Origin of the sequence: Flavobacterium sp. CSZ (assembly GCF_015350725.1) — a bacterium.
Lineage (GTDB): Bacteria > Bacteroidota > Bacteroidia > Flavobacteriales > Flavobacteriaceae > Flavobacterium.
This window is the reverse complement of the sequence record NZ_JADKPQ010000026.1, coordinates 66,611-83,163: the sequence shown is the minus strand read 5'-3', so window position 1 is coordinate 83,163 and position 16,553 is coordinate 66,611. Positions and strand designations below refer to the sequence as shown.

Below are 16,553 nucleotides of genomic sequence, written 5' to 3'. Positions count from 1 at the left end.
TCCATCCTTGTAAAATGAAAAATTATTCATAATATTGGATTGGTTAGTTGAAACGATAGTGAGATTAGCTACGGTCCTCTATGTTAGTTTGGCGACGAGATAGAGGGCCATTTTTTATGCATTAAGTAAACGTCTTAATGGTCATAAAGAAGTTGTTTGTTTCTACATGAGTAAACGCATTAAAAGGTTAAACTTTTTATTGTCCTGCGAAACCATGTAAATAGAAGGTGCTAAGAATTTTAATGTGAGACCATAAAAAAGGCGTGGAACTCAGCTTATCGTATCAAAGGCACTGGCGGCGCCCTACCACAAATAAGTGAGCCCACGCCAATGGCGTGAGCATCTAACTTATCCTCTCGTGGTATTTAAAACGCCAGTTTTTTGATACGAGATTCAAAGCGAATGCTTCAAATTTTTATATGAAGAAACGCAAAATTAATAAATCAAATTTATTCTTCGCTACTAAGTAAAGAAATAAATAAAATCAAATATACAAAATTTATTTTGTAATCCAAGTGGTTTACAGAATATTGTGAAATTTTGTCAAAATTGCGGTATGGCAGAACTGAGTAAGGAAGATATTATATTTAAAAATAAAATTGCGCGAAGAATTAAAACTTTGCGCTTGCTAACAGGTTTAAATCAAACAAAATTTGCGGAAAAACATGATATTGAAAGACAGACAATAAGCAGATGGGAAAGTCAAAAAACGAAAAGAGGTGTAAGTATACACACTGTTAGAAAATTTTGTAAAATGATTAATATTAGCTTAAGTGATTTTTTTGATTCAAGTGAATTTAAAGATTAAGATTATTTAATATTAAAGAAAGATATAACTCTTACTATCTATTAATAAGATTATTTAAAAGACTTATAATTTTTTGTAATAAGGCTTCCTTTTTTCAATAAGGGGACTAATTAGGGATGTAATAAAAAACCGAATTAAGAATTAAATGATTAAGGGGAACTATATTTCAAGGGCTTTATTAATTTTGAGTTCTTCTATTTTAATTATTTCGAAACCGGAAAGTTTTAGATTTTTTTGCTTTTTGCTCAGGTTCATGAATTGTTGCTCTATTAGAAGTTTTTAATAAGCAATGTTCTTCAATTGATCTCAAACTATATTTTTCACCTAAAGCATTTTCATTAAAAACATTGTGTGTTTTATGATATTCTGAAGTATGCCTTGTTTGTTTTTTGTGAGAATAGTATTGATACCCGCTTTTTCCAATTGTATTGTAAAATCTGTTAACGATAGTTTTTTTGTTTTTAAGAATACTTTCTCGATGGAGTACTTAAGAGATGTTATATCTGATGATAGCCTTATTCTATTGCTTTCAAACTTTTTTTCTAAAAATTTCAAAGTTGGCTGTAAATAAAAATTGCTCGCCTTGATTGGAACCCCACCGTATTTCCTTTTTCATCCAGTATTCGATATAGCAGTCCTTTTGATGTAAACATTTTGGAATCTTCCTTTCCTGGGTCAGCCATAACATTATACTGTTTAAGTACTGCATTAAGCTCCTGAAGATTGCAATATTTATAAGTATTCAGAACCCTATTAAGCACATTGCTAATTGCTTTCATAGATGTTATTTCACCATATCTTACTTTAGAAGTTGGTATTGGATCTAAAGAAAATACTTCTTTATTTTTTCTACCCTCAGCTTTGACAAGTCCAAAAACTTTTTCTATTTCTTTTCTTGCTGGTTCTGATTTTTTTATAGCTAAATGATGTAAATCTATTCGTTTTCCATCCCGCTCAATATTATTAGTAATAATATGCAGATGCGGATGCCCGGCATCGTGATGCTGATATATTAAGTAGGGCTGTTTGCTAAATCCTATTTTTTCCATATAAGTATCTGTAATTTCAATTAAGACTTCTTTAGAGAGATTATCTAACGGATGAAAGTTTAAAGAAATATGAACAGTATTTCTTTTTGCATTTTCATTAAGTTTGGCGCGATTCAAAAAACGATTTAGTTTTAATGTGAAAGTTAGTTTTTCTAATTCTAATGGAAAATTTGCCGCCTTAATGCACTCGCCAGCCCCAGTTTTGACTTTGTTTTCATTATAACTAAGAATACTGGCTATCGAATGGCTTATTTTTATAATTGTAACCATTGTTCAGCAATTTTTTGAGTGTGGTTTCTGATTTCTTCTATTTTACTAAAGAGCATCTTTTTTTCAATATCGAGTATGGAAAGCTCTTGCTTAAATTCAAAGTAGGACTCTGCTGTATTGTTTTTTTTGGCTATTTGATTAATGTTTTTTCCAATAGCACTCAATTCATTGGTTAGCATGATTGTTTCTTCCATCAAATCATCTAAAGAACGATTTCGGTAAGTGGTTACAATTGGTTTGTTAAATAAATGTTTTCGAATGTAATCACTTATACCGCGGCATGTGCTTGCTGTGAATTTGTCTTTAAGTTGACTGTATTCTTCCATTGTAAATAGCACTGTTACATGGCGATTTCTGTTTGATTTTTCTTTTCTCATCATCTTTCATTTTCATTATTTTCAAACTCCTTTTCTTCTAGTGTGTCAACCACCGTGTTCTAAGATAATAACAAGATAAGCGGTTGTTAAACAATCGTTAATCTTGTCATACTAAAGAAACGAGATGATCTTTAAACGTAAAACTAAATTAAAATGAAGTTTTGACAATTCCTATCATGAGCATATTTTAGCTATGATAGCTCTAAAAAGTTAAATATAAATAGATATAAAAAAAAGAAAATAAAAATTGGATAAGTAGAGATCTGAAACGCTATAAGTCCCGAATTGGGACTTTCTTGATGAGCTAGAAAAAGACGTTAAGCATACTTTTGTGTCTGTGTCTAATAATTTGGTTTATTTTTATTCTTTAAAAAAGATTTAAATAAAAATAAACATTCCTAAAGATAAGTTTTCAGGTTACATTATAGAGTTTATTGTACTTGATTCTTATTTTTTTTCAGTAAATTGGATTAAACCATATGTCTTATCAATATAAACTTTTGAAAATTCTTGGCATTGACTTCTTGGCGACCTGTATTTTGTTCTAACATTGAAACTCTAATGTATTTTACTTTTGACATATTGGCTTGAATTCAATTTCGTATCAAATATAGTGTGTATTTTTAGGTTCTGAAAATTATACTCCTGAAAAACAGGTATTTATTTAGGGTAATTCTGTTATTTTCAATCATGACCTAAAATTATACATTAACCAAATTAATTTTCGTATAATTGCCTTCATAAGAAAAATCATTACTATGAATTATTGGGTAAATCAAGGCAAAACATATAAGGAAGAAAAAAAAGGAGGTTATTTATGGGCTCCCTTATCAGATATCAATGGCAAATCCGTTTTTCATTGGGAAACGATGAGTGAACTTGAAGTGAATGATATAGTTTTCAATTACTGTAAAGGCAATGTTTTTGGTTATAGCATAGTTATGTCTTTACCTTATCTGACTGAAAAACCAAATGAATTTAGTCAGGATTCGTACTGGCACGCAGATGGAAGAATGGTAGACGTTGAATATATCGATTTTGAAAAAAAAATATCATTAAAAGAATTATACGAAAGCATAAAAGACCTTCTTCCTTTAAAATATTCTCCAATAATAGGAAAATCAGTGACGGCTAATCAAGGGTACTTATATAAAATCAGTGATGAATGTGCTTTAGAAATTTTAAAAATAGCAAATGTAGATTCTAGAATAATCAACGAAGTTATTGATGCAAAAAATAATGGTACAGAAATTATAAACAATGTACCAGATATTACATCTAGAAAAGGACTTGTGAATTCAAGAGTTGGTCAAGGAGAATATAGAAGAAGACTACTTAAACGATGGAATAATAAATGTGCAATTACTGGTTGTAGTATAAAGGAAATACTTATTGCATCACATATTAAACCATGGAGAGAATCTGATGATTCAGAAAGATTAGATGTTGATAATGGCATTTTATTATCTCCAAAATATGATGCGTTATTTGATAAAAATTTGATTTCATTTACTAATGAAGGTAAAATAATTATATCAAAGAAAATAACATCTGAGACTCTAGGAGATTTAAAAATATCAGGTCAGGAAAAAATTGAGAATCTTACTGACGGCAATAAGAAGTACTTAGACCACCATCGAAAAAAGTTAGAATGCAAATTATAAATGTCGTTTGCGATCTTTTAGTAAACACTGAATGTACTTTTCTCGCTAGACGTAATAAATATAAAAATGATGCAGGGTTTTTGGGAATTTACAGGAGGAAAAGTTAAAAAAAATGAAAGCTACGAAGAAGCACTTGTTAGAGAATTTTTAGAATAACTTAATGTACATGTAAATATTAGAAAGTATTTCATGAACCTCGAAATTATTTTAGAAAATAAAAAAAAATATACTTCATTCTTAGTTAATTGACTTTGCAAATGAACCGAAATTTTCAACAGACAATGATTCATTAGCTCGCTTTAATAAAAATGAAATATTAAAAATTGAACCTATCAAAAGCAGATATACCATTCATTGAAAAACTAGTTATTGAAAAACTATTACAATAGTATGATCATACTAAAAATCATCATTAATAATTTCTCTTCTAGCAATAAAAAGCCCAATTATTTTTGCATCTGGAAACCTTTTAAGTAAAACATTTTTCATAGCAATATAGTGGCAGCCAGTTGTCAAAACATCATCAACTATCACTATAAATTCTCTCACATTATCCGTTAAGGTTTCATTAATTTCCAAAATACCTTCAAGTGCCCGAACATCTCTCTTTCCACTTACATGACATTCGACCGTATCAGTGGTTTGATTAACAAGTTCCCTTATATCAGCATTTTTTCCATTTAGGCCTAAATTTAGTACTTGAACAACCCTATCATCATAAAGAGTATTCGTTTTAGATTTTGATGGAGGAATAGGAACAAATGTAGAGTTATCTATACTTTTCTGACTTAAGCGACTTAATAAGCTAGCAATTTCTTTTATTGCCTCGCCTTTATACTTAAAATCAACTTTCCCTTTTCTATCTAATTTTTTTTTAAAATTAAGAATCAATTCATTTGTCTTGCTATAACTAAATCCTTTATCAGCTGTATATTCAAAGTAGTAAAAACATCTATCAACACCCAATCTCAAATAATGATGGTCATCTATAACCATTTCATCAATTAACAATAACTTACTCATCATAAATTATTTTGAATATCATCATAGGTTCTTACTCTAATAGCTCCTAACTTTTCAAACTTCTCTGGCCAACTAATTGTAGTTTTCTCAAAACAGCTTTGCAAAATAAATAATTTACGCCCTTGATTAAGTGCGGCTTTTGCCTGAATTAGAGTTCCTGATGTATCACTCGCTTCAATTATTATTGTAGCTTGAGTGATTGCAGACATAGTTTTGTTTCTTTCGGGAAAAAATAATTTATTGCCTACAAAAGTTTGATTCTCATATCTTACAAATGGAACTTGACTAATTAATAAATGATTTTTTGCTATAAATTCTTGAAGTGATTTATTTTGTTTAGGATAAAATACGTTGAGAGGAGTTCCAACAACAGCAATGGTCCTACCTTCGCATTTTAAAGCCGTAGTATGTGCTTGAGTATCTATACCTTCTGCTAATCCTGATACAATTGTAAAATTATCTTGTACTAGTAATTTAACAATTTGCGAAGTCCTTCTCAATCCTTCTTCAGAAGGCTTCCTAGAACCAACGATGGCAATTGAAGGGGAATTAATATAATCTAAATTACCACTATAATAAAGTACCTCAATTGGTTCAATTGCATCTCTTAACTTTATAGGATAATCAATCGTATTGTTGATTAATATATTAGTTTTAATATTCTCATTATTAAAAATAATATTTTTCAACAAGTCAGCATATTTATCTATTTTACTCCCATCAACAAATTGCGATGGTAAAGCATATGGGTTTTTTTTAAAAATTTCAGATAATTTTTTAAAACTTATACTCCTGTCTTCCCATAAAGCTTCATAAGCTGCCATTTCCCTAAATGGCGCTATCGATTCAAATAGTATATCGTCTTCTTGATTATTAAAATTTATCATAAACTGCGTATTTCATTTGTAAAAATATATATTTTTTTTCCAATTTAACTCAACCTATTATAAAATTATAAAACATTAAAGACCGTACAAATGTTGTGTTTTAAATCATAAAAAAATAATCATATTCTTTTTAAATAGTTACTCTCTTAGAATATTTATAAAACATTAATTTTATCTTTATACAAACTGAATTTTAACACATTCTATTTATTTAGCAACAGTTCAATTGATTACAAAATCTTGCATAATGATAAAAAATACTTTCATATATTTGATTTACTTAGAAAGAATGCTTAGTCCGTAGAGCTATTTTTTGAGTTTACTAAAGAACATTTTTCATGGTGAAAAATAAATAAAAATAAATTAATTGATTACGAAAGATTATAAAATGGCATTATTGGGATGTGTAATCACGATAATATCTAGTGGAATTTACGAATATATAAAAGAAAAACCAATTTTATCATCGTTTAAATTTTTATTCCAATGGATTTGGAATAATATTTTTGAGTTTGAAATTAAAATTTGTGAAATATTAATAATGCTTATTTTTATAGCTATAATTATAGTTTTCATAGAAAACAGCAACAACACTAAGAAACCTAAATCAAAAGCGGATTTTACCGATTATATTCGAGACAAAATTCAAGGAACTAAATTGAAATGGAATTGGGAGCATAACTTTTTTGAAGGAAAATGGGAAGTCTGCAAATATCACTCCTATTTGTAATAAATGCGGAAAAAGAATGCAATACGAATCTAATTGGGCTAACATAACATCAAAATGTCCCAGATGTGATAATCGACAAACTGGATTAAAAGACAAGGAAACCATGCAAGCATTAATAATTGACAATGTTCATCAGAACTTACATTTAGATAAAATAAAAACAGAATAAAAATCATAGTCAACTTCTAAAAAAATCAAATAAATAAAATCTTGGCAATGGAACAATCTGAATTCATGAAATATCGCAACTATAAATGTTGGGAAATAAAAACACAAGCGATTCCGATTGGGAAAAAGTAACTTTTGATGGACATGGTTATATAATTACGGATGATAAATCAAGATCTTATTCAGATGATGATTTATATAGAGATGAACGATTGCTATGGAATAGCATTAAGAATAATGATTTTTAATACATTAGAAATGGTAGATGGACAATTACTGGGTATTCCGGAGCAAAACTTTCACCGGAATAATCAGGAAGGCCTGAAAAATTGTTTTTTTTCTTTTCGTACAAAACCTGTGCCTGCTCTATTTCAGCACGCATTTTTAAATGATATTTTTTTCTCTGTAATTCCCTTTTTTTAACTACAAGTTTATCGTGAACTTCAATAAGATTTTCAGGGCAGACAAATAAAGGACTGCTGATATCTTTTTTGCAATGTAATCTCCCCGTATTTTATAATCCTCGATTTTGTAACTGTCTTTCAAGTATGTTTTTACTGACTTTCAGTTTTCTTTAATATGCTGTTCATGTGAAAGCAGATAATAGGACAGCAGAGAAGTCTGTGAAGATTTCAAAAGAGTTTCCGAAATAGAATCTTTTAAAAGACAATTAAAAAGTATCTGCGGAGCAGTAGTGTAAAACCTTATTTTAAATCCGTTTCTGTTTAAGATAGGAAGCACTTTCATGCATGGATAGAACTTATAAGGATTAATGTGGTATTTTGGAGAGCTCTGAAAATCCTTAGGACAAATTTCAAGGGGAGCATAATACTGCCATGCATCATATAAATTTGATTAAACTTTTGTACTACGCGACATTGTACGAACTCTGTTTGGATTTATCCAATGCTGCATGACCTCCTTGTGAAAGTAGGTTGGAGCAATATTCTTTTTCATTTGTTTTTGTGAGCAGATGGATATGCACCACCTGATAATCTTCACATAGATCCAAAACGACAGAGTATTCAATTTCCTTGAAATGCACCTGATTATATCCTTGCATTTTTAGTCTTTCCTTGCAGCTAGTACATCTGATATATTTCTAACAAGACTTAATTTTAGCCAATAGTTTCCATTGTACTACTTCAGGGGGAGGATTATTTTCATAATAGCGTTTTATTTCTTAGTGATTCATAGCGTAAAAGTAAGCAAAAGTTGAATGTTTGTCAAGATTGCAGCTGCTTTAAGACATTAGAGTTTCAATGTTTTTTACATGCTTTTCAGCAGGCTGGATATAAGCGAATTGCTATAAACTGAATTTAGCAATTACGTTTTAAAAACTCATTTTTAGTTTTATGTTTAAAAGGAAGGAAAAAAAGATACCAACGTTAAAAACACAAAATTAACTTTTGCAAACAAGCTTTCAAATTATATAAATGATGAAGAAATCAAAATAAAGCTGTTTAACGAGATATGAGCGAAGATAAAGCGAAGATAAAATATATACTTTCCTTATAAAAAGTAGACTTAAAATTGATTTTAGTCAAAAAAACTTTTTCTTATTTTATAAATAATTCAAGTAAAAATTTACTATTTGTACTTGAATTATTAGGTGAATCATTTAGTTTTCTAATGCATTTTTAATAGTTGGGTGATAAGATGTAATTGATAAGTTTATGCCTTCAGCACATCTTTTGAAATTAATCTTATTTTGATTATCTAATTCAATTTCTAAACTAATTCTAAACGCCAAATCGTCATTAATTTCTTCATCTGACATCCTTATTACACGCTTCATTACATACCATCTATTGTGGCTTCGACCAAGTTCAGCAGAAGCAATAACAGCTCTTGCTTTAATTTCAAGGTCGTCAGTCTTTTCACTTATTTTGCGTATATATCCAATTAAAACATCACAAAAGTCAAAAAGATAGCTGGTTTTAATAATCCAATCAAAGTAAATAAGGCTAAATTCATTAAATAATTCTTTATCTAATTCATGAAACTTATTTATGATATTATTATTTAATTCATATAATATAGGATGGACAAGATCTTCGTTTCTTTTTAAGAAAAAAATTAAATTCTCAAACTTATCAGCGTTAAGATTTTCTATGTCTTTTAGAGCTGTTATCCAGGCCTCTGTATCAGCTGTAGTTTTTATAGCAATATCTTTTGATAAAATATACAGCAATTTCTCTCTTAAGCTATTTATGTCCTTAAAGCGTTTTTCGGGATTGTTTCTTGTGCACATTGAAATTATGATTCCAATTTCTCCATCGCCTTTCAACTCAGAATATGGAACTCTTTTACCATCAGTGAAAATATCATGAAGAATTGCGCCAAAGGAATATATATCTGCGGAAGCTTTTACTCTTTTAAAATCTGTTGTTTGCTCTGGCGAACAATACATAGCTGTCCCAAATGCATTGTTACTTGTAGTAATTGATTGAGATAAAATTTCTTTGTCTTGAGAAATTAACCCAAAGTCAGCTAATTTCCACACCCCTTCATGTAAAAGTATATTCTGCGGTTTTAAATCTCTATGAACCAATCCCTTGCTGTGTATGAATTCTAGTGAATTTAATATATCAGATAATCCATCTGGTAATCGTGCTTCATTCTTACTGAGTATTATTTCCTCAGTAAAGACATTGTCGCAAATTGGCATTAAAAACCATGGTCTTTTAGAAGTTAAATCCTCAAATACAATTGGCACAAATAATTCTTCAGGTAATAATTTTTGGGTTTTAACTTCCCGAATAAATCTATTACGTAATTTATCATTAAGATCTGAGCCAGCTGGAAAAGAAAATGATGGATTAAATGTCTTTCTTGCATAATTATTGCCATCATTGCATTTAACCTCTTCGATAATTCCAAAACCACCAGTATCATTAATTACTTTTATAACTTCAGTTACTTTCATATTTAATCAATAAAATTTATATTAAGATTTTCTAGTTCCAATACACATATAGAACCATAATTACGTTTTTTTATAAAACTGCCATTATCAATGCATATAATTTGACCAAGCAAAGATTTTATTATATCTTTTCTCGGAGTTGGATTATGTCCGTGAACAACTACTCTGCCTTTTAACCAATTCAAATTTATTAGATTATCTTGTTCTCTTGACCAAAGCATTGATCTTGTATCATCAAAAGGTTTTTCGATAAGCATATTTATAGCAGCGTGGACAAATATGAAATTTTTAAATTCATAGTAATATTTAAATGATTTAATTAAATTAACATATTGGGATGGGATTTTTTCTATAGATGCGGTTAAAAAACTTAACAAGGTTTCTTTACCACCATTTAACATCCAATTGTTTAATTTTGTGTTTTCCTCAAAAGAATCTAAAAACATTTGTTCATGATTACCTTTAAGGCATACTATATTAAAACCATGTTCTTTTAAAAGAATTATTGTATCTAAAACTCCCTTACTATCATATCCTCTATCAATACAATCCCCTAGAAGAATTAATTTATCTGTTTTCTTTAGCTTAATAAACTTTAAAGCTTTTCTAAATGTATCATTGTTTCCATGAATATCAGATATAGCAAATGTTCTCATAAATAATTTATATCACTAAAGATTTTTCGAACTTTATTAATCGTAATTTTTTTGCGTCCTGTCATTTATATTATTATTCTGTTTTTAAGGCTAATTTATGGATAATTTATTAATAAAAACCACTTTGTTTTTAATGTTAAAAGAAGTCATTTTAAACATCTCTAAAGTGCCTTTTTTCAGCAGACAATTCTCTGGATATAAGAAAGGAAACTCTCTTTTGTGATGAGGGTTAAATAGTTAATAGAGCCTGTAATATTAAGGCTGGGAAAAATTGATTCAAAAATCGACGGACATGGTAAAGCAGTGAGAGCCGCTCACTATAGAAATGAAGATTTAAAAAAGATATTTCGATTATCGAACAATTCCATTGTAAAATATAGGCAAACAGGTTTACTGCCTTTTACTAAATTAGGCATTATATTTCTCTAAGATGTGCTAAAAACAGATAAAATCCTTCATGAGAATACTGGTCAAAACAAGAACTAAAGGTGAAAAATTAATAGCATCTAGGTTAGTTAAATCAAATCAAATAAGGCATCTTTACTAAATAAAAATATCATTGAAAATGAACTCAATACCATTATTATTTATTAGGTTTGATAACAACAAAAACCGATTAAGTTTTTTTATTAAGCTTTTCTAATATTGCAGATTCTGTTATTTTTTCTGAAGCTGAAATAAGAAAAATAAAGTATAAATTTGACAAAAAATCAAGAAATTCCCGATAGGCTAGATCGATCTGACCCACAGATACAGTAACTTATTTAAATGGTAAATACCTTGGGGGATTAGTAGATATCTCAGAGGAAGAATTAAAAAAAAACTTTTGTTGCTGGAAGAGGTTGAAATCTTCTATAATACAGTTGGCAAATTATAAGAAAATAGGGTTATTGAGTTAAATATAATTTCTCAAATTCAAATGATAACCCTCTTGTTTTTATCTGATGCAGTAAAAAATATCTAATAGAGATAGATTAAAAAAGGAATTAGCCGATACAACAGACGATCTTAAAAAAACGAAACTTAAAAGAATAAACATATTATAATGGATTTTTCAAATAGCATAATACTAAAAGCAATAGCTCACGAAGTAGGCAATAAATTTAGGGATGAAGGAATTCTTTATTCTGAGGGAGATCTCGATGTAGAAAATGATGATACAAAATTATTGTTTTTCAGGTATCTTTTGGGGTCTTTTAAAGGAACTGAATTTTATAATTTTTTTCATTCGACTGATTTAGATATGAACGAAGTCTATTCATCTATTAAAAATATTTTTAAAAATAATGACGAATTTAAAGAAGAGTCTAAAAAGATTTCGCTGCATCTTTATAATGAGTCAACGCATCCAAAAATAAATAAAGGTGAAATTTATATCGTATACTTTCAAGATTGTAGAATTGATGATGAATTAATTGATGCAGTGGGTTTATTCAAATCTGAAACAAAAGAAATATATCTGAAAGCCCAGAAAAAAGAGCATAATTATGTTTTAGCTTCTGACAAGGGTATGAATGTGGATAAGTTAGAAAAAGGTTGTATAATTTTTAATACTGATGCCGATAAAGGATACAAGATTGCTTTAGTGAATAGTTCTCGCTCTGAAGATGCTCAGTATTGGAAAGAAAAGTTTTTGAATGTTGTACCAGTTCGTGATAACTATAACGCCACTAAAAATTATCTTTCTTTGGCTAAGTCTTTTGTGACAAGTCAATTAACGGATGAGGCTGAGGTAAGTAAGGCGGAGAAGGCTGATTTGCTAAATAAATCAGTAGAATATTTTAAAAACAATAACCACTTTGTAGAAGAGGAATTTGCATCGGCTGTTTTTCAGAATTCTAAAGTTGCAGATTCTTTTAAAGAATTCAAAGAGAGTCATGAGAACCAGGGAGAAATTCTACCAAAAGATTTTGAGATTGCTCCCCAAGTTGTAAAAAAGCAGGCCAGAGCTTTTAAAAGTGTTATAAAACTTGATAAAAATTTTCATATTTATGTACATGGCAAACCTGGTTTAATTCACAAAGGATTTGATGAAGAAAGTGGAAAACATTTCTACAAAGTGTTCTTTGATAGTGAAACATAATAAGGGATACATTATTATCCAGATTTTCGCACTCAAAATTAATATTTTGAATTAGATAATTTACTTTTTATAATTTAAATGTATAATGATTATTGGGTAATATTTTTTTTCAAAAAAAAGAAAAAAGCGCAAGTCAAGTCTTCAAGTACTGAGCCGAAGTCCTATAAGTCCCGAAGAGTGGAATTAGCCATTATGCGCATGCAAGGGAACCACGGGTACTACTTTGTCTGCCCTTTTAGTTAGTTTTGAATGGAGATTTTTTTCTTTACTTAAGATCATAAGCAGGAATCCATTAGAGAAGATGGGAAGGCTTTTTGATGAGATAACACAAAAAAAGCCCGAAGGCTGTTTTTTAACTTTAATGATTTAATTATCGTCTAGATTATTTACAGTAGATTAAAGAGGAATATAGTAACTCTTCTTCAAAAGAAGGTTTAAACCAGCTATCGGCATCCACTTTAATTTTACCTGTTATTGAAAATTCTCCCTGCAGATCCTTCGTGCCCTCTTTGAAAGGGTTTCTATTAAGGGTTAATTTAAATGTCTCAACTTGATAAGTTTCAGTTTTTCCTCCCTCATTATCGCTTGCATAATCAAACTTAACATTCGATATACTTAAATCCATGCTGAGCTTAAATACAATATCTTCTCCTCCATAGCCCGAATTGTGAGAACAGGCTAAACTTCATTTTTAAGACCGAGGATGGAAGTATCTTCTGATCAGCAGAACATCTGAAAGTTGTAAGACTGTCTTTTCTGTCGTCTATAGGGTAAGCTGAATTTAGAGCCAGTTTTAACTCAGTGCTTTTTGTGCATCCAATAAGGATAGGAAGTAGTATGTGAATTAGTATTTTTTTTATCTTAAGGAAGGTAATTAAAAAATAATTACTAGTACATCAGCGGTGTAAAAAAAAGAGTAGATCAGCGGAACCCCAGAATTATATAGACTCTCAGCATTTAATGATATGATTTATGATACGAGGAATGTACAAGTCTTATTATGTCTAAAATCAGAAAAAAGCTTGTTTTTTTAGGTATATACCTAATAGGTATAATATTCTTTGATAAAGAATGTATTTTTTGAAAGATATTCCAAAAGTCAAAAGCCTTTAAATGTCTGTATTTAAAGGATTTTGGCTTTTAAAGTTTCTTTTGAAACTTGATCTGACGCAGAAAGAGACTCCACAATGTATATCGAAAGCACCAGTAAACACTGAGTGTTATTTTATTTCAAAAAAAGCAGGGCACTCTTAAAATTCTTGGGTTTCTAAATGGTAGTAAAGATTGTAAAAAAGATTCATACGGACTAGAATTTTAGTATTTAGGTTTTTTTTAATTTAGTGCAGATAATATTTTGTAGAACTAAATATAAAGTTTAATCAAAAATTTAAAAAGGTTATATTTGTTAATAGTTAACTTATACACTACTATGAAAATAAATGAAAATAAATGAGTGATTTTGAACAGATTTACGATGCTCTGAATAAATTCAGAAATGAAAGGGACTGGCAACAGTTTCATAATGCAAAGGATTTATCACTAGCCATTTCTATTGAGGCTTCTGAATTATTAGAGCTTTTTTTATGGAAAAAAGCAGAAGAAGCGAATGTTGAAAAGATTAAAGAAGAACTAGCGGATGTTTTTTCATTTGCATTTCTATTGGCAGATAAATATGGATTTGATGTTAAAGATATCATTTTAAAAAAAATCGCTAAAAATGCTCAAAAATATCCAGTTGATAAATCAAAAGGGAATGCAAAAAAATATGATGAATTATGATTATTTATCAGAATTCTAAAGAATCTTTTTGCAATGATGTTATTTCAAATAATATTGAAAATGTAATCCATGATTTCTTTAAATTAAAACTAGGACAAACGACAAGCAAGACAGAAATAAGTTCTTGGAGGAATTCAATGATGTATATGAACAATGTATTGCTTGATGATAAAATTCCAAATGATGCAGGTGTAATTATAGAATATCAAATACCGCATACTTCGAAAAGAATTGATTTCATAGTAACTGGTAAGAATAATCATGAAGAAAATTTCGCAATCCTTATTGAGCTAAAACAATGGTCAGAATCAGAAATTACTGATAAAGATGGTGTTGTTTCAACATTTGTGGGCAAGAAAAAAAGAGAAGTTAGTCATCCTTCTTATCAGGCATGGTCATATGCTTCTTTATTGGAGGGTTTTAATGAGGCAGTTTACACTTCTAATATTCACTTAAAGCCATGCGCTTATCTTCATAATTACAATTCGGATGATGTTATTGATAATATTTTCTATAAGGAGTATATTAATAAAGCGCCCTTGTTTCTGAGAACGGATGTCTATAAGTTAAGAGACTTTATAAAACAATTTGTAAAATTTGGAGACAAAGATAAAGTAATGTTTGAAATCGACGGAGGAAGAATCAGACCGTCGAAGAGTTTAGCAGATAATCTTTCTTCAATGTTAAAAGGAAACAATGAATTTGTTATGATTGACGATCAAAAGATTGTTTATGAAAATGCACTTCATTTAACAAAAAAAGCCACGTCAAAAAAAAAGCAGGTTTTGATAATTCAGGGAGGACCTGGAACGGGTAAGTCTGTCGTAGCAATTAATCTGTTGGTAAAACTTACAAGCTTAAAATTTCTCTGCCAATATGTAACTAAAAATGCTGCGCCAAGAGCTGTTTATGAAGCTAAACTAAAAGGTGACTTCAAAAATAATGAAATTTCGAATTTCTTTACAAGTTCAGGATCATTTATTAATACAATACCAAATCTTTTTGATGTTCTGATTGTAGATGAAGCGCATCGATTAAACGCTAAATCCGGACTATATAGAAATCTGGGCGAAAATCAGATCAAAGAAATTATAAATGCTTCTAAATTTTCCATTTTTTTTATCGATGAAAATCAAAAGGTAGCCCTACACGATATTGGTGAAGTAGATGAAATTAAAAGGCTGGCTCGAGAACAAAATGCTTTAGTTACGGAATTAGAACTAAATTCTCAATTTAGATGCAATGGATCTGATGGATATCTGGCCTGGCTGGACCATTTTCTTCAAATAAGAGAAACTGCTAATACAACTTTGGAGGAAAACGAATATGATTTTAGAGTATTTGATAGTCCATCCGACTTAAGAGATGAAATATTTAAGTTAAATAAAATAAATAATAAAGCCAGATTAGTTGCAGGCTACTGTTGGCGATGGAAAAGTAGAAAAAATTTCAATGCTATAGATATTTCTTTTGAAGAATATGATTTTGGAATGAAATGGAACTTGAGAGAGGATGGTATGGAGTGGGTGATTCAACCTGAGTCAGTAAATGAAGTTGGATGTATTCATACTTGTCAAGGACTTGAAGTGGATTATATCGGAGTTATTTTAGGTAAAGATTTAATTGTTAGAAATGGTATTGTTTTGGTCGACCCTTCTAAACGCGACCGTTATGATAGTACTATTAAAGGGTATAAAGCAATGGAGAGAATTGAAGCAGTAAAAACTAAGGAATTAATTGAAAACATAATAAAGAATACCTATAGAACTTTGATGACTAGAGGCATGAAAGGCTGTTATATCTATTGTACTGATAAAGAAACAAATGAGTATTTTAAAAGTTTAATTAATGACTAGTTAACCAGAACATTAAAAAGACTTCTGTATTTGTTTTCAATTTTTTGTTTAAGCATAATTATAGTAAAATTGTTGGCATTGATTTTAAATAAGTGATTTATTTTATCTATATTTTACTAGTTTTTAAGCTGATAAAAATTTGTCTATTAGTTTCACTGTATGGCTTTATAAAAAAAGGTAAATCTTTTTCAGCCTAATTGTCTATTGAAAAATATGTGAAATCTGAATTAAAGTTTTATGGTTTTGTAAAAGCCATTCCATAAGGTCTTCCGCC

General features: G+C 29.4%; 13 protein-coding genes and 1 pseudogene. 6 read left to right on the top strand and 8 right to left on the bottom strand.

All coding sequences use genetic code 11. The features are described 5' to 3' along the window. The first annotated feature begins 556 nt into the window (after positions 1-556). Positions 557-808 carry a helix-turn-helix transcriptional regulator gene (locus IRZ78_RS23365; protein ID WP_194619477.1) on the top strand — a complete coding sequence of 84 codons (252 nt, stop codon included), beginning with the start codon at positions 557-559 and terminating at the stop codon, positions 806-808. A 551-nt stretch (positions 809-1,359) separates the two neighbouring features. On the opposite strand, the gene IRZ78_RS23360 is transcribed toward IRZ78_RS23365, so the two are convergent. Together IRZ78_RS23360 and mobC are read right to left on the bottom strand one after the other, a co-directional pair. Then, positions 1,360-2,127: a relaxase/mobilization nuclease domain-containing protein gene (locus tag IRZ78_RS23360; RefSeq protein ID WP_194619475.1), complete on the bottom strand. Its 768-nt coding sequence runs from the start codon at positions 2,125-2,127 to the stop codon at positions 1,360-1,362. Continuing rightward, positions 2,112-2,504: a plasmid mobilization relaxosome protein MobC gene (mobC, locus tag IRZ78_RS23355; protein WP_228520586.1), complete on the bottom strand. Its 393-nt coding sequence runs from the start codon at positions 2,502-2,504 to the stop codon at positions 2,112-2,114. Before mobC ends, IRZ78_RS23360 begins: the two co-directional genes overlap by 16 nt. Before the next feature lie 758 nt (positions 2,505-3,262). Here mobC and IRZ78_RS23350 point away from each other — a divergent pair. Further along, positions 3,263-4,168: an HNH endonuclease signature motif containing protein gene (locus tag IRZ78_RS23350; RefSeq protein ID WP_194619471.1), complete on the top strand. Its 906-nt coding sequence runs from the start codon at positions 3,263-3,265 to the stop codon at positions 4,166-4,168. Positions 4,169-4,567: 399 nt separating this feature from the next. Here the strand turns inward: IRZ78_RS23350 and IRZ78_RS23340 are convergent, their stop codons facing one another. Further along, positions 4,568-5,191: a hypothetical protein gene (locus IRZ78_RS23340; protein ID WP_194619467.1), complete on the bottom strand. Its 624-nt coding sequence runs from the start codon at positions 5,189-5,191 to the stop codon at positions 4,568-4,570. Beyond that, positions 5,191-6,078, bottom strand: coding sequence for a DNA-processing protein DprA (locus IRZ78_RS23335; RefSeq protein ID WP_194619466.1), 888 nt, complete (start codon positions 6,076-6,078; stop codon positions 5,191-5,193). Before IRZ78_RS23335 ends, IRZ78_RS23340 begins: the two co-directional genes overlap by 1 nt. 367 nt (positions 6,079-6,445) lie before the next feature. Between IRZ78_RS23335 and IRZ78_RS23330 the strand changes: the two genes are divergently transcribed. Next, a complete protein-coding gene (locus IRZ78_RS23330) occupies positions 6,446-6,808 on the top strand; it encodes a hypothetical protein (protein ID WP_194619465.1) in 363 nt (120 codons plus the stop codon). 412 nt (positions 6,809-7,220) lie between these two features. Here IRZ78_RS23330 and IRZ78_RS26290 read toward each other — a convergent pair. The 3 genes and pseudogenes from IRZ78_RS26290 to IRZ78_RS23315 form a co-directional block, all read right to left on the bottom strand. Continuing rightward, a pseudogene (locus IRZ78_RS26290) lies at positions 7,221-7,463 on the bottom strand (hypothetical protein); the annotation flags it as partial. 1,134 nt (positions 7,464-8,597) lie between these two features. Then, entirely contained in the window at positions 8,598-9,905 is a 1,308-nt protein-coding gene (locus IRZ78_RS23320; RefSeq protein ID WP_194619464.1) for a protein kinase, read from the bottom strand. A gap of 2 nt (positions 9,906-9,907) precedes the next feature. Further along, on the bottom strand, positions 9,908-10,561 hold the full coding sequence (locus IRZ78_RS23315; protein WP_194619463.1) for a metallophosphoesterase: 654 nt from the start codon (positions 10,559-10,561) through the stop codon (positions 9,908-9,910). A 1,045-nt stretch (positions 10,562-11,606) separates the two neighbouring features. Between IRZ78_RS23315 and IRZ78_RS23310 the strand changes: the two genes are divergently transcribed. Continuing rightward, the gene (locus tag IRZ78_RS23310; protein WP_194619462.1) at positions 11,607-12,644 is read left to right on the top strand and encodes a nucleoid-associated protein; all 1,038 of its coding nucleotides are present in this window, start codon (positions 11,607-11,609) and stop codon (positions 12,642-12,644) included. Positions 12,645-13,026: 382 nt separating this feature from the next. On the opposite strand, the gene IRZ78_RS23305 is transcribed toward IRZ78_RS23310, so the two are convergent. Then, positions 13,027-13,269 carry a hypothetical protein gene (locus IRZ78_RS23305; protein ID WP_194619461.1) on the bottom strand — a complete coding sequence of 81 codons (243 nt, stop codon included), beginning with the start codon at positions 13,267-13,269 and terminating at the stop codon, positions 13,027-13,029. Between the two features lie 824 nt (positions 13,270-14,093). On the opposite strand from IRZ78_RS23305, the gene IRZ78_RS23300 reads away from it, so the two are divergent. Next, on the top strand, positions 14,094-14,423 hold the full coding sequence (locus tag IRZ78_RS23300; protein WP_194619459.1) for a nucleotide pyrophosphohydrolase: 330 nt from the start codon (positions 14,094-14,096) through the stop codon (positions 14,421-14,423). Then, entirely contained in the window at positions 14,420-16,279 is a 1,860-nt protein-coding gene (locus IRZ78_RS23295; protein WP_194619457.1) for a DUF2075 domain-containing protein, read from the top strand. The genes IRZ78_RS23300 and IRZ78_RS23295 overlap by 4 nt, the downstream gene beginning before the upstream one ends. Positions 16,280-16,553: the final 274 nt, after the last annotated feature.